Consider the following 14,143-nt stretch of genomic DNA (forward strand, 5'->3'; position numbering starts at 1 on the left):
TCGGGTCGGTGATGGTCACAAAATCGCATAGAACGGGCATGATGGCCTTATGACCACAGATATGGATATTGCGCTCAGCGCCGAGCTCGATCCCATCGTCGACATCGCCGCTGGGCTGGGTCTCGACGCGCAGGACATCATTCCCCACGGATGGACGAAGGCGAAGGTGCCCATCGACGTCCTCGACCGGGCGGCCGAGTCCGCCACCGACGGTCGACTCATCCTCGTCACGGCCATGAGCCCGACTCCGGCCGGCGAAGGAAAGACCACGACGAGTATCGGCTTGGCCGACGGACTCAACGAGCTCGCACGGTCGAAACCCGAGGTCGGCAAGGCCGTGCTGGCGCTGCGGGAACCGAGCATGGGCCCGGTCTTCGGGATGAAGGGCGGGGCAGCCGGCGGCGGATACGCCCAAGTTGTGCCGATGGAGGACATCAACCTCCACTTCACCGGCGACTTCGCAGCCATCGCGGCGGCGAACAACCTCGCCGCGACGATGCTCGATAACCACATCCACTTCGGCAACAGCCTCGATGTCGACCCACGGCGGATCCACCTCCGCCGCGTCGTCGACCTCAACGACCGGGCGCTGCGCGGAGTCGTCGTCGGACTCGGCGGACTCAACGGGGGCGTGCCCCGCGAGGATGCCTTCGACATCGTCGTGGCCAGCGAGGTCATGGCGGTGTTCTGCCTGGCCACCTCGTTGGCTGACCTCAAGGAACGGTTGGGACGGATCGTGCTCGCTCACAGCCGATCGCGCGAACCCATCACCGTGGCCGACATCGGGGCAGCGGGTGCGATGACCGCACTGCTGCGCAATGCTCTGGCGCCGAACCTCGTGCAGACCCTGGAGCATTCGCCGGCATTCATCCACGGCGGGCCGTTCGCGAACATCGCTCACGGATGCAACAGCCTCCTTGCGACGAAGGCCGGGCTGGCGCTGGGCGACTGGGTCGTCACGGAGGCCGGCTTCGGTGCCGACCTCGGGGCCGAGAAGTTCCTCGACATCAAGTGCCGTACCGCCGGGATCTGGCCCTCCGCCGTGGTCGTCGTCGCGACGCTGCGAGCACTGAAGTACCACGGGGGAGTCGACGTTGCCGATGTGAACTCAACGAATGTGTCAGCGGTGCTGGGCGGAATGAGCAACCTCGAGCTGCACTGTCGGAACCTGCGCGAGATCTACGGACTGACACCGGTCGTGTGCTTCAACCGGTTCCCCACGGACACCGACGAGGAGATGTCCGCGGCGATCTCGCATTTGAACGGGATCGGGGTTGCGGCCGTCGAGTCGACGCACTGGGCCGATGGCGGCAAGGGTGCACTTGCCCTGGCCGAGGCGGTCGTCGAGGCCGCGGTCGGACGCGCCGGCGACGGCGGTGGCGATGGTACGGCCGGACCTGCCGTCGACGACGGTTCGGTCTTCGTCGCCGGCACCGCCTCCGGGGATGCCGAGGCTCCTGTTGTCGATCCTGCGTCGCGTGCGCGTTACAGCTACGACCTCGACCTGCCGCTCGAAGACAAGATCCGAACCATTGCGCAGCGGATCTATCAGGCGAAAGATGTCGATCTGCCGGCGAAGGTCAAGCGGAAGCTGCGTCAGTTCACCGAAGAGGGCTACGGCGATGCTCCCGTGTGCATAGCGAAGACACAGTATTCGCTGTCGACGGATGCGAGCCTGCGCGGGGCGCCTACCGACCACATCATCGAGGTCAAGGATGTGCGGCTCTCGGCCGGAGCCGGGTTCATCGTCGTCATCGCCGGCGACATCATGACGATGCCGGGCCTGCCGCGCGAACCCTCAGCGCTGAAGATCGACGTCACCGCGGACGGCAACATCACCGGCCTCTTCTGACCCCTCCCTTACTACCTGACGGCGGCTCAGCAACCTCGCGCGAGGTTGCTGAGCCGCCGTCAGGTAGTAATTGGGGTGTTGGCGGCGTGTCAGCGAGGTCTGTGCAACCAGGAGCGCAGCAGTCGAGTGCTCACCGGCAGGAAGATGTAGGTCATCAGCGGCGTGAGAATGCAGATGTTGAGGAGGACGGCGAGCACTTTCGGCCAGCTCTCCAGATGAGGCATAAGGAGGAAAGCCGAGAGCAGGCTGAGCGGGAAGAACGGCAGGAAGATGCTCACAGCCTGCTTCCACCTCGGCGGGACGTTCGTCTCCGGGATGGTGATGGACCCCTCCCCGTGCGGTTCGAACCAGCCTTCGATGCCGGTTCTGTGCTCGACCCGAGTGGTCTCGACGATTTCGGCTGCGCTTTCGATCCACCACCGACGGTCTTCGGATTCGTCCCACGCCCGCAGCGATGTCGCATCGGAGAACCGATACAGCACGTGCCATTCGTTGGAGTCCGGTGAGGTTCGCACCCACCCCGATCCCAGGTAGCCGTCGCGTTCACGGGCCAGCTCCTGGCCAGCCTGCACCCAGGCGTTGAAACGCCGGTGGCTGTCCGGGCGGACCGTGCGGGCGATCGAGACAGTGATGGCAGTATGTTGAGGCATGGTGGAAATCCTATGTGACCGTCTGCCGCAGCAGATTCCTCGGATGCCCTAGCGCGCTTCGATGACCTGCTTGATCGCAGCGAGGGTCTGGGGAATGCCGGTGTGCGCAGAGGCCGTCCGTGCGGCAATCTCCTCGGACGCTCGTTCACCGTACTTCTCTGCGAAGAACTCCTGCCCCTCCGGCAGGAACTCCCACGATTCGGTGAGCAGCGTGCCTCCGTCTGCCTCCTGCACACTGTAGGTCCAGATGACTCGGCCGGGTCCCACGCTCCATCCGAACCTCCGTCCTTCGTCGGCGACGACGACGCGGCTGCGGGTCTGCCATTCTCGGCCAGGGGTGACGTTGCGCCCGGTGAACCAGGCACCTGCCCGTGGGCCGTCGCCGTCGTCCCACCAGCACTCTCGGCAGACCGGCGACCATTCTCCGGTTCTGGTCACGTCCGCAACGGTCCGGTAGACCGTCATCGGGTCGGCGTCGATGTGGATGGAATCTGCGAAGGTGAGAGACTCAGTCATGCCGGTCATCATAGTGATCTTCGGGCCCGCGCGAGAGACCTCTCAAGCCGCGGTCGGGCCGGCATATGACCGGTCAGGGTCAGTCTTCGGTGGGACCGGTGACGCGGGCGAACACGTGGTCGAGGGACTCGGTCAGTGAGTTGCGGTTGGCCTCGTCCATCCACTCGTGATTGAACATCTCGTTGAGACCGCCCGGGGTTTCATGGGCGGCGACGAGGTCGTGGATGGGATCATCCGTCTGGGCGAGTGTGGTGCCAAGGCCGACGAACTGGCCGCGGATGAAGTGATCGGCGTCTGCCTCGTTCCAGCCGCGGTCGACGAGCCACGCGGTGATCGTCTGCAGGAACGCGAAGTGCGCCGACATCGTCGCCGTTACCGCCGAGAGCGTGGAGAACATCGTCTCATCCTCAGCGGTCACCGATCCGCCGAGGTGGCTCAGGAGCTCTTCGACCGCGTCATCGGCTGGGAATACGGCGGTGACGCCCTTGCGCTCGCGGACGGCGGGTAGCGGGATGATGCGCACGATCGTCGGGGAGTGCGGAAGGTGATCGGCGAGTCGGTCCGTTGCGACGCCGGCGACCGCGCTGACCAGGGTCTTCGCGACGGGAATGTCGAGAACGTCCAGGACTGAATCCGTCTGCTGCGGCAGCACCGCGAGAACGATGAGGTCACTGCGGTCGACGACGTCCTGATTGCTCTGGCAGATCGTGGCGGACTCGAGGGAATCGGCGAGTCTCGATGCACGTGCGGCATTGCGCGGGGAGAGGAAGATCTCGAGGTCGGTTTTCGCTTCGCTGGCGGCAAGGCCCTCGACCATCGCCGAGGCGATCTCTCCGACTCCGATGAAACCGATGCGTGTCATGTGCTCCTCCTCGAGTGGTGTGTACCTGTTCGTATTCTGTCATCGGCTGAGGAGTCCACTGGTGATGATGGTGAAAACAGACGACCGTGATGTCGCCTAATGCGGGCGCCAGCTGCCCTCGTCTCTGATCGCCGAGGTGATTCGGCGACTGGCCGAACCGAGCTCACGAGCCTGGTCGGGCGTCAGGGATTCGAAGATCACGCGTCGCACGAAGGCCACGTGTTTCGGAGTGGCCGCGTGCAAGGCTGAGAGACCGGAATCGGTGAGGGAAGCGATCGTCGTACGCCCGTCATCGGGGTCGGGATGTCGAGTCACCCACCCCTGGCGCTCGAGCCGTCCGACTGCGCGTGACAGTCGGGAGAGAGTGCTGTTGGCGAAGCCTGCCAGTTCCTTCATTGCCAAGGTGTCTTCGTTCGCGTGCGAGAGCGCGAAGAGGATCCCGTATTCGAAATGGCTGATCTGCGAATCGCGCTGCATCTGCGCATCGAGTGCGGCCGGAAGCCACTCCAGCAAGGTCGCGACCGACGACCAGGTCTCGAGCTCGTCCGCGGTGAAGGCAGGCGGATCAGAGAGCGGAGAGTTTCGTTCTGTGGCACTGCTCGAGGGACTTTGCATGCAGAACAGTCTAGTCGATTACTTGCCCGGGAAACTCAATTAACCTAGTGTTGACTTTCCTGAGCAAGTGAATATGGATCTGAGACATAAGGACGGGAATCACATGGATCTTCAACTGGCGGGCAAGACCGTCTTCATCTCGGGCTCAACGAAAGGGATCGGCTTGGCGATTGCCGCTCTGTGCGCGCACGAAGGAGCGACGGTCATCATCAACGGTCGCCGCAAAGAAGGAGTCGATGCGGCTGTCGCACGTCTGCGCGAACAGAATCCGGCCGCCTCGGCGAGGGGAATCGCGGCGGACTTCGGCGACGTCGGGCAGGTCGACGGACTGCTCGACTGCCTCGGCGACGTGGACGTCCTCATCAACAATGTCGGCCTCTTCGATGTGGCGGCGTTCACCGAGATAGGCGACGCGGAGTGGACGCGATACTTGGAGATCAACCTCATGGGCGCGGTTCGCCTGTCCCGGACGCTGCTCCCGCAGATGCTCGAGAACGGGTGGGGGCGAATCGTCTTCATCGGTACGGAGTCGGCCGTCGATGTGCCAGAGAACATGATCCACTATGGCGTGACGAAGGCCGCCGCTCTGGCGTTGAGCAATGGCCTGGCGAAACTCACCCTCGGTACTGAGGTGACGGTGAATACCGTGCTCGGTGGGCCGACGTATTCGGACGGCGTCGCGGCTGCCGTCGAGCAGATCGCTGCCGCGGAATCGATGCCCGCTGCGGACCTGAGGGACTCACTCGTCCGCGATACCTCACTGCTGCAGCGTTTCATCGAACCTGACGAGATTGCCAACCTCGTGGCCTATCTGGCCAGCCCGCTGTCCTCGGCGACGAACGGTGCAGCCTTGCGCGCGGATGGGGGAGTGCTGCCGACTGTCGTGTGAGGGAGGCGGGGTCATTCGTCCTCATTGGAAGCTGTCGAGCACAACCTCGGCGACGGCGGCGACCAAGGCAGGTCCGTCCTCCGATTCGGGGTCGTCGGTTTCTGTCATGACGGAGATGACGATGGGTTGGCGATCGGGAGGCGTGACCACTGCGATGTCGTTCTGAATCGCATCCGAATGCCCCGATTTGTCTCTGACCACCCAGCCGTCGGGTGCACCTGCGCGGATGAGCGAGTCACCGGTCTCGTTCGCCGACATCCAGTTGAGGAGCACTTCGCGATCCTCGTCCGAGAGCCGCTGCGGGTCGAGGAGGTCCCGGAGTCCTGCGGAGAAAGCGGCCGGGGTGGTGGTGTTGTCCGTACTGCCATCTTCGACGTCGTTGAGGGCCGGCTCTTCGTCTGTGACTTCGGTGGTCGTGTCTCCGGCCTTCTCCAGTGCATCATCGAGGGCTTCGGGTCCGCCGAGCTCATCGAGCACGATGTTCATCGCCAGGTTGTCGCTGACTCTCAGTGCGCTTTCGGCGACGTCGTCGAGCGGCAGTCCGTCGTCGACGTGCTTCTCCGTCACGGGTGTCCAGCCGGCCTCGTCGACATCGGCCTGTGTCCACGTCACGTTCTTCTCGAGATCGTCCGGCTTCGTGCGGTCCAGGAGTTCGGCGACGGCGAACACTTTGAGCGTGGAGGCGAAACCGAAGCGCTCGTCGGCACGATGGTCGACCGCCTCACCGGTTTCGGTATCGAGTGCGCTGACTCCGACCCGCGCGTCGTAGCGATCTTCGAGGTTCGTAAGCTGCTCGTCGAGTCGCTGGTGGTCGTTGTCGCCAGCCGGGCTGTTTGAGGTTTCGGTCTGTGTGTTGGACGGGTCCGGCGACTGAGCCTCACTCGGAGTGCAGCCGGCCAATGCTATGGCTGCCAGTGTCGACGCGGCGATACGCGGCAGGATACGGGCGTTCATCGATTCGTTCCGTTCTCTCCCCTACAGGAGTCGATTTGAGGTGGATCTGCGTGCCGAGCACTGTCTCGAGTGCGATGTGTTTGCGATGCTCGCTGCTGAACATCTTTCTCCACTGCTGCCATGCGGTCGAAGACTGAAATCCTCGTTGTCATATCGAGAACGCATACCATGAGGTCATGGACCTGGTTGACGCTTGTCGGACATTCACCGCTGTCAGCGAACTCGGCAGCATGACACTCGGTGCTGCCGCCGACGGAATCCCGCAGCCGGTGGCCAGTCGGCGTATCGCCGGGCTTGAAAAGCAGCTCGGTGCGCGGCTTCTCGAACGGACCGGACGGGGAGTGAGTCTCACACCGTTCGGTCGCGACATGCTGGTCCCGGCAACGCGCCTGGTCGAGCTGGCAGACGAGCTTCTGATCGGTGCCGACCGGGCAAAGTTGCGGCCCATCTCTCTGGCAGTCCCGACTTCCTGTTCGACACGGAATCTTGCAGTGCTGGCGGCATCGATGAAGGGCCGGGGGCTTCGGGTCGACTTCCACTCGAGTCCGCCGGGCAGGCGATCCGACGATCTCGCTGGGAGACGAGTGCGCGCTTCGGTGCAGACCGTTCCCGCAGACGAAGGCACATGGGCTGTCGCGTTGGGGTGTGCTCATCGCTCTCCGCTGTCGGCACCGGTGCGGATCGCCGACCTGCGGAGATCTCGGGCGCGGGTCCCCGGCGATGATCTCGAACTTGCAGGTCGACGCCTGCGAGTGATGAGCGAGGACAACGTTCCGCATATTCGCGACCGGGTCCGACGATCCGCCGAGACCGCGGGCCTGCTTCCCTACCAAGTCATTGTGGACACCTCAGATCCTGACGCGGTCGCGGCGGTGCTCGGTGACGGTGATCTGCTGCTGTGCAGCGAGGCCGAAGCCGCGGACTTGGATCTTCCTTGGGCGCCGCTCATCGACCCGACGATTTCTCGGGGCTATGAATTGGCGGCCGCCGCGGATGAGGACATAATGCTGCTTGCCGACTTCGCCGAGGAGGTCGCTGATTGCCTCGGCGGATCGGTCGCCTCCGAGGCGAACAGGCGGACATCGAGATCGGGGAGGCGACGATCGCTGTCCAGCAGTGCCGCCTCGGCGCTCGTTCCGCGGACCACGCGGTCGAGGCGCGAAGCGCCATGATCGAACGGAAGAGAGTCATCAGGGCGGCCGAAGCAGAGCTTGAACAGGCGGGCCTGAGCGCCAGAATCATCGCCCGTGATCTCGATACGAACGCCGAGGTTGCACTCGCGCCCGACGGAGCTCTGCCGCTGGCGTCGCTGGTCAAAGTGCCGATCGCACTGGCAGTGCTCAGTCGGATTGTGGCGGGGGACCTTGCCGCCGGCGAGCAGGTCCGAGTCGAGCCGGCAGCTGCCGGATCTGCGAGTCCGACAAGTGCTGCACGCTTTCGGCACCCGGCGCGGATCGCGGTCGAGGATCTTCTCACCTTGGCCGTGTGCTTCAGCGACAACACTGCCGCCGATACACTGCTTGACCTTGTTCCGCCAGCCGAAGTGCAGAGGGATCTCAATGCTCTCGGGCTGCGGACCATCGATATCCGCCACCGGCTCGACGCGCTGACGATGACACCGCTGGAGAGCCTTGACAGAGCCGAAGCGCACCTGGCCTACGACCTCGCACAGACTCGAACGTCCCAGGGCGACGGGCATCGGATCTGGCAGCTCGACGTCTCCCGCGCCAACTCCGCCACTGCTCGTGGGCTGATGGGCCTCCTCTCCGAGGTCTGGCGCCCCGCGAGGCTCGACCACGGCGTTGCCGCCCGGCTGCGGGAGCTGATGTCCGGGAACGTCGTTCGCCACCGACTTGCGCCCGACCTGATGTCCGATTCGGCTCGGTGGTCGTCGAAGACGGGCACCTTGCTCCATCTCAGGCACGAGATCGGTGTCGTCGACCACGCCGACGGTCAGTCGATCGCCATCGTCGTGCTCAGCGAATCGAGCAATCCCGCCTCGGTTCAGCCCGCCGCGGAGGCTGCTCTGGGTGCCGCCGCCCGTGCCCTTCACGATCTGCTGAGGTGAGGGGAACGTCGGTCCGCAGACACTCTTTCCCTCCAGAACTACCCGACGGCGGCCCAGCAACCTCGCGCAAGGTTGCTGGGCCGCCGTCGGGTAGTAATTGGGGTCAGAAGCTGGGGAGGACGGAGCCGTCGGCCCACTTCTTCTCGATGAACTTCTTCACTTCGGGGGAGTGGAGCAGCTCGTCGAGCTTCTTGATGTTCTCGTCATTCTTGTTCTCCGTGCGTACGGCAAGGAAGTTGCCGTACGGGTTGTCCTCGGCCTTCTCCAGCAGGATGCCGTCCTTGGCCGGGCTCAGTCCGGCTTCCAAGGCGTTGTTGCCGTTGATCACCGAAGCATCGACGTCTTCGAGGGTGCGAGCCAGCTGTGCGGCGTCGGCCTCGACGAACTTCACGTTCTTCGGGTTGTCCTCGACGTCGGAGAGCTTCGCGTCGACCGCGTCCACGCCGTCCTTGAGAGTGATGAGCTCTGCGTCTTCGAGCATCTTCAGCGCGCGACCCTGGTTCGACGGATCGTTGTTGATGCCGATCTTCGCGTTCTTCGGGATGTCACCCACGTCCTTGATGTCCTTCGAGAACAGTGCGAAGGGCTCGAGGTTGATGGGCTTGAAGCCGGTGATCTCGTAGCCCTGGCCCTCGACCTCGGAATCGAGGTACGGCTTGTGCTGGAAGTAGTTCGCGTCGATGTCGCCGTCGTTGAGCGCCTTGTTCGGCAGCGTGTAGTCCGTGTACTCGGTGACCTCGATGTCGAGGCCGGCATCCTCGGCGAGGTTCTCATCCACGTAGCGCAGTATGTCGCCCTGCGGCACCGGGGTCGCACCCACGGTGAGCTTCGTGATGTCGCCGTCCTTCTCACCGACGGAATCGGTGCCGCCGCCGACGAGCCCGCAGCCCGAGAGCAGCAGGGTCGCGCTGGCCGCGATCGCAATGAGCTTGGTCTTCATGGTTCTCCTCGATGTGTGTTGTGTGGTGCGCAGTGGGGTGGACAGTGGGGGCCTTTGAGTGGGTTCAGATTGTCGGATTCGTTCGCCGATTCGGACAATCTGAACCCACTCGACTCGACGTTTCGCCGCTGGGCCGGACGCGATCGCCTTCGCCGAGGTGGCTCAGCGGTGGTCGACCGCGCGGGCCAGCCGGTCGCCGATGAACTGGATGAGCGTGACGATGAGGACGAGGACGATGATGCAGGCGATCATCGTGTCCGCCTGGTAGCGCTGGTAGCCGTAGGAGATCGCCAGCGCGCCGAGACCGCCGCCGCCGACGGCACCGGCCATCGCGGTGTAGGAGACCAGGGTCACCGAGGTGACCGTGGCGGCTCCGATGAGACCGGGCAGAGCTTCGGGAACGTAGACCTGGCGGACGACCTGGCCGTCTGAGGCGCCCATCATCAGTGCTGCTTCGATCTTGCCCTCGGAGACCTCGCGCAGCGAGTTCTCGACCAGACGGGCGTAGAAGGGGATTGCGCCGATCGTCAGCGACACCACGGTCGCCTGCCAGCCCAGCGCCGAGCCGACGACGAATCGGGCGAAGGGGATGAGGGCGATGATGAGGATGATGAAGGGGATCGAGCGAGTGATGTCGACGATGAAGGACAGCACCCGATAGACGACCGGGTTCGATTTCAGCCCGCCCTTCGACGCGGTGAACAGCCAGATGCCCAAGGGCAGTCCGAAGAGCACGGCCAGTCCGGTCGACCAGGCCGTCATCAACAGGGTCTCGATGGTTGCCGGCCACATCTGATCGGTGATCGCCGGGTTGTCGAACCATGTGGGATCGTTCATCAGGCAGCCTCCTCCGCATGGATTCCATCGGCTTTCAGGGCGCCGATCAGGTCTTGCGCCTGTTCGGCCGAGTCGACGGAGAAGCGCAGACGACCGACCTGACGGCCCTCGATCGTCTCCACGGCACCGGCGAGGATCGCCTCAGCGCTCGCTCCGGCATTCCGTGCGGCGGCGAGCACTGTGGGCAGGTCGGTGTCGGCCAGGGACACCTCGACGAGGCTGCCGGCCCCGTCATCGAGGCTGACCGGAGGCAGGGGGACGAGATCCTTGGCCAGAACCGATCCGGGTTCGGCGATGACCTCGGCGAGCTTCCCGGTCTTGGCCACGCGGCCGTCGGCGAGGAGTGTCACGGAGTCGCAGATCTCGCGGATGACGGACATCTCGTGGGTGATGATGAGGACGGTGATGCCCAGACGGTCGCGCAGAGAGCGGATGAGGCCGAGGATCTGATCCGTCGTCGTCGAATCCAGCGCCGAGGTGGGCTCATCGCACAGCAGCACCTTCGGCTCTGCGGCCAGCGCCCGGGCGATGCCGACGCGCTGTTTCTGTCCGCCTGAAAGCTGAGCAGGGTAGTTGTCGACGCGGTCGCCGAGGCCGACGAAATCGAGGAGTTCACGGGCCTTGGCCAGACGTTCGGCCTTCGGCACTTCGGCGATCTTGAGCGGGTGAGCGACGTTCTTCAGCGCCGTGCTCGAATCGAGGAGGTTGACGTGCTGGAAGACCATGCCGATGCTGCGACGGGCCTCGCGCAGTCCGGCACCGGACTGGTTCGTGAGGTCGACGCCGTCGATCGACACCGTCCCGGAGGTGGGGGACTCGAGTCCGGTCAGGCAGCGGATGAGCGTGGACTTTCCGGCACCGGAGCGGCCGACGATGCCGTGGATCTCTCCAGCAGGGACCGAGAGGTCGATCTCCTCCAGGGCGACGGTGCCTCCGAACACCTTCCGCAGTGCGCGCAGTTCGATCACAGGCGCCTCCTCGTGTGGTTGACGAATGCCGCACACGGTGGTGGACGGCAGAGAATCAGGGATGGGCCGGTCTACGGTCCAGTAGGGCCGACGATTCAGGATGACAAGGTATCGCCTCGGCGTCGTCATGGAATGTCATAAAAGGACGCATTGGCGGTCCATCGTGACGGAGAACTCACTGCGACAGAGATGACGAGACGGTGAACGCCGGTCGAAGTCGGGGCAGAATCCAGCAGCATTTTCCTCCGACGTAACCCGATGTCCATGTCCGGGGCGTAGCTGTGGATGATCGACAGATTCGCGTGTCCGGTGTATCCGGCGGGCGGACGAGCTCCACGACGGGACCGGTGAATGTACGAAGAGTCGAGCAGGATCGCGGCGATCGTTCCCTGCCACAACGAGGAGATCACCGTCGCCAAGGTCGTCGGCGACCTCAAGGCCGCCGTCCCGGGCATCACGGTCTACGTCTACGACAACTGCTCGAGTGATCGCACCTCGCAGCGTGCTGCCGAAGCCGGTGCCATCGTGCGCAAGGAGAACGTTCCCGGCAAGGGCAATGTCGTCCGCCGCGCCTTCGCCGACATCGACGCCGACATCTACGTGATGATCGACGGCGACGACACCTACGAGGCGGCCCACCTTCCCGAGATGATCGACACCCTGCTCTCCGGCCCGTACGACCATGTGCTCGGCGTTCGCCAGGACAACCAGGAGACCACGTCCTACCGGCCGGGCCACGAAGCCGGGAACAAGATGTTCAACCGGCTGACCGGGTGGCTCTTCGGTTCGCACGTGTCCGACATGCTTTCGGGCTACCGCGTCTTCTCCCGCCGCTTCGTCAAGTCGTTCCCCGCCATCAGCCGCCGGTTCGAGATCGAAACCGAGCTGACCGTGCACACGATGTCCCTCCGCCTTCCCACCACCGAGGTGGCCGTGGACTTCCGTGACCGACCCGCCGGAAGCGAGTCGAAGCTCTCGACCTTCAAGGATGGGTTCCGCATCCTCGGGCTGATCTCCGCCCTCGTCCGGCACGAACGACCCCGCCTGTTCTACGGCACGCTCACCACCGTGCTCGCTGCCCTGTCGCTGGCCCTCGGCCTTCCCGTGGTGTGGGAGTTCTGGCAGACCGGGCTCGTGCCCAGGTTCCCCACCGCGATCCTTGCCGCCGCGCTCATGGGGCTGGCGTTCCTGCTCGGCAGCGTCGGCCTGACCTTGGACGGTCTGCGCAGGGCCCGCCGCGAGACCTCGCGCCTGGTCTACCTCAGCCTGCCCGCCGTCAGCGGTCGACCCCTCACACAGCGCCGGGACCTCACGCAGGACCGGGACCCGAGACAGACCGGTCCCGCGGACGACGAGTTCTCAGCTCCGGAGGCAGGGCTCTTCGCCGAGGCCGCACGGTTGGAGCCGAGTCGGCAGGTGCGGGCACGCTTCGCTTCATGACCGACCCACAACCGCCGACCGACCCGGATCCACGTCACAGAGACTCACCGAAGCCGAGCGCGACGACGCCGACGACATCCCCACGACTCTCCGGCTCGTCAGTGCGTTCCCTGCTGAAGCGGCCCCTGCTGTGGGATCTGCTGCTCGGAGCTCTCACCGCGGCCTGGTCGGCGATCTTCCTGCGTCTGTTCTGGCCCGGTCGGGTCAATGTCGATATCGCCAACCAGTACCTGCAGGCCACCGGGAAGATTCCGTACTCCGATTGGCATCCGCCGGTGATGAGCGCGGTATGGCGAATTCTCATCGGCATCACGGGAGATCCGGGAAGCCTGCTCCTGCTGCAGGTCGGTCTGCTGGCCGCCGCCGGGTGGGGGATCGGTGTGCTCGTCCACAGGTCCGGGGCTCCGAGGTGGGTGTCGCTTCTGGGCCCGAGCATCATGGTCACGCCCTGGGTCGTGTCTCAGATGACGACGCTGTGGAAGGACACCCAGATGGCCGTAGCCCTCCTGCTGGCAGTCGTCCTCATCATGATCACCCGCTTCGTCCCGAAGACGTGGCTGCTGTGGCTTCCGGCGCTGGTCCTCCTCGTCTACGCGGTGGGAGTCCGGAAGAACGCGGTGTTCGCGGTCGTGCCGATCGCCGTGTACGGCGGATGGTGCCTGGTGCAGCTGTGGCGGAAACGCCGAGGACGCCCGATTCTGCTTGCGGCAGCCTCGTCACTCATCGTACTCGTGCTCATCGGCGGAGGCGTCAAGGTCACCGATGCGGTCATCGACTCGCAGATGGGAGTGACGAAGACCGGCCAGATCTCACAGATCTTCCTCGACGATGTGATGTTCTCCGTCCCCGACGCCGAGCTCAGGGAATCAGGAGCCCCGAAGGAACTCACCGACCACATCAGCTCCGCGCGCGAGGAGTGCCTGGACAAGGGCGAGATCTGGGATGCGTACTGGAACTGCTTCGGCAAGGGAAAGAGCGGAGAGGACTTCTCCCCGATCGCTCATCAGGACGCGCTCAAGCAACTGTGGCTCGACCATGTCATCACTCACCCGCTGCGCTACGTCGAATACCGGGCCGCGGTGTTCTCCTACTACTTCTTCACCTCCGGTGTCGAGTACTGGCCGGCTGAATGGCATGGCGAAGCGACGAAGGCAGGCATCGAGCAGGGGGACCCCAAGGCCGACTTCATCGTCCGTCCATATGTGGAGGACTTCGCTCTCGGCACATTCCCGATGCTGTTCACTCCCTGGTTCTGGACGCTGGCAGCTGTCGTTCTGCTCGGCCTGGCCCATCGGGCGCACCCGTGGGAGCGCGGGGGACCGGCTCATCGGCGATCCTTCTGGCCCGAGATCACGACGCTGGCCGCCTCGGCGCTGTGCTATATCTTCGGCTATTTTCCGATCGTGCCGGCGAACCATTTCCGGTACACGTTCTGGCCGGCCCTGGGACTGACCATGGCCGTCGTGCTCGCGATCGCCATGTGGCGGCGAGGTCCGGACCGGGACGCGGCGACGTCGTCGAGCGCGGCTTCCAGCAAGTCCGAATCCTAGGG

At 64.6% G+C, this 14,143-nt stretch carries 14 protein-coding genes; 6 read left to right on the top strand and 8 right to left on the bottom strand.

What is annotated here, in order from left to right; all coding sequences use genetic code 11:
- Positions 1 to 49: 49 nt before the first annotated feature.
- Positions 50 to 1,852, top strand: coding sequence for a formate--tetrahydrofolate ligase (locus tag BLU88_RS06520; RefSeq protein WP_092011488.1), 1,803 nt, complete (start codon positions 50 to 52; stop codon positions 1,850 to 1,852).
- 89 nt (positions 1,853 to 1,941) lie between these two features.
- On the opposite strand, the gene BLU88_RS06525 is transcribed toward BLU88_RS06520, so the two are convergent.
- The 4 genes from BLU88_RS06525 to BLU88_RS06540 form a co-directional block, all read right to left on the bottom strand.
- Complete coding sequence (locus tag BLU88_RS06525; protein WP_092011491.1) at positions 1,942 to 2,502, bottom strand: antibiotic biosynthesis monooxygenase; 561 nt, start codon at positions 2,500 to 2,502, stop codon at positions 1,942 to 1,944.
- Between the two features lie 48 nt (positions 2,503 to 2,550).
- A complete protein-coding gene (locus tag BLU88_RS06530; RefSeq protein WP_092017244.1) occupies positions 2,551 to 3,018 on the bottom strand; it encodes an SRPBCC family protein in 468 nt (155 codons plus the stop codon).
- Between the two features lie 79 nt (positions 3,019 to 3,097).
- On the bottom strand, positions 3,098 to 3,880 hold the full coding sequence (locus tag BLU88_RS06535) for an NAD(P)-binding domain-containing protein (protein WP_092011494.1): 783 nt from the start codon (positions 3,878 to 3,880) through the stop codon (positions 3,098 to 3,100).
- 96 nt (positions 3,881 to 3,976) lie between these two features.
- On the bottom strand, positions 3,977 to 4,495 hold the full coding sequence (locus tag BLU88_RS06540; RefSeq protein WP_092011498.1) for a MarR family winged helix-turn-helix transcriptional regulator: 519 nt from the start codon (positions 4,493 to 4,495) through the stop codon (positions 3,977 to 3,979).
- Between the two features lie 103 nt (positions 4,496 to 4,598).
- Here BLU88_RS06540 and BLU88_RS06545 point away from each other — a divergent pair, with 103 nt between their 5' ends.
- Positions 4,599 to 5,384 (top strand): SDR family NAD(P)-dependent oxidoreductase, encoded by a 786-nt coding sequence (locus tag BLU88_RS06545; protein ID WP_092011503.1) that lies wholly within the window; start codon positions 4,599 to 4,601, stop codon positions 5,382 to 5,384.
- Positions 5,385 to 5,405: 21 nt separating this feature from the next.
- On the opposite strand, the gene bla is transcribed toward BLU88_RS06545, so the two are convergent.
- The gene (bla, locus tag BLU88_RS06550) at positions 5,406 to 6,338 is read right to left on the bottom strand and encodes a class A beta-lactamase (protein WP_092011506.1); all 933 of its coding nucleotides are present in this window, start codon (positions 6,336 to 6,338) and stop codon (positions 5,406 to 5,408) included.
- Positions 6,339 to 6,514: 176 nt separating this feature from the next.
- On the opposite strand from bla, the gene BLU88_RS06555 reads away from it, so the two are divergent.
- Together BLU88_RS06555 and BLU88_RS06560 are read left to right on the top strand one after the other, a co-directional pair.
- Positions 6,515 to 7,510: a LysR family transcriptional regulator gene (locus BLU88_RS06555; protein ID WP_092011509.1), complete on the top strand. Its 996-nt coding sequence runs from the start codon at positions 6,515 to 6,517 to the stop codon at positions 7,508 to 7,510.
- A complete protein-coding gene (locus BLU88_RS06560; protein WP_092011512.1) occupies positions 7,507 to 8,406 on the top strand; it encodes a serine hydrolase in 900 nt (299 codons plus the stop codon). Before BLU88_RS06555 ends, BLU88_RS06560 begins: the two co-directional genes overlap by 4 nt.
- 103 nt (positions 8,407 to 8,509) lie before the next feature.
- On the opposite strand, the gene BLU88_RS06565 is transcribed toward BLU88_RS06560, so the two are convergent.
- From BLU88_RS06565 to BLU88_RS06575, 3 genes are all read right to left on the bottom strand, one after another.
- Entirely contained in the window at positions 8,510 to 9,346 is an 837-nt protein-coding gene (locus tag BLU88_RS06565; RefSeq protein WP_092011516.1) for a MetQ/NlpA family ABC transporter substrate-binding protein, read from the bottom strand.
- Between the two features lie 162 nt (positions 9,347 to 9,508).
- Positions 9,509 to 10,183 carry a methionine ABC transporter permease gene (locus BLU88_RS06570; protein ID WP_092011520.1) on the bottom strand — a complete coding sequence of 225 codons (675 nt, stop codon included), beginning with the start codon at positions 10,181 to 10,183 and terminating at the stop codon, positions 9,509 to 9,511.
- Positions 10,183 to 11,151 carry a methionine ABC transporter ATP-binding protein gene (locus BLU88_RS06575; RefSeq protein ID WP_092011523.1) on the bottom strand — a complete coding sequence of 323 codons (969 nt, stop codon included), beginning with the start codon at positions 11,149 to 11,151 and terminating at the stop codon, positions 10,183 to 10,185. The genes BLU88_RS06570 and BLU88_RS06575 overlap by 1 nt, the downstream gene beginning before the upstream one ends.
- Before the next feature lie 351 nt (positions 11,152 to 11,502).
- Here BLU88_RS06575 and BLU88_RS06580 point away from each other — a divergent pair, with 351 nt between their 5' ends.
- Both BLU88_RS06580 and BLU88_RS06585 read left to right on the top strand, forming a co-directional pair.
- A complete protein-coding gene (locus tag BLU88_RS06580; protein ID WP_092011526.1) occupies positions 11,503 to 12,591 on the top strand; it encodes a glycosyltransferase in 1,089 nt (362 codons plus the stop codon).
- Positions 12,588 to 14,141 (top strand): hypothetical protein, encoded by a 1,554-nt coding sequence (locus tag BLU88_RS06585; RefSeq protein ID WP_092011528.1) that lies wholly within the window; start codon positions 12,588 to 12,590, stop codon positions 14,139 to 14,141. The genes BLU88_RS06580 and BLU88_RS06585 overlap by 4 nt, the downstream gene beginning before the upstream one ends.
- Positions 14,142 to 14,143: the final 2 nt, after the last annotated feature.

Origin of the sequence: Brevibacterium siliguriense (genome assembly GCF_900105315.1) — a bacterium.
GTDB classification, from domain to species: Bacteria; Actinomycetota; Actinomycetes; order Actinomycetales; family Brevibacteriaceae; genus Brevibacterium; species Brevibacterium siliguriense.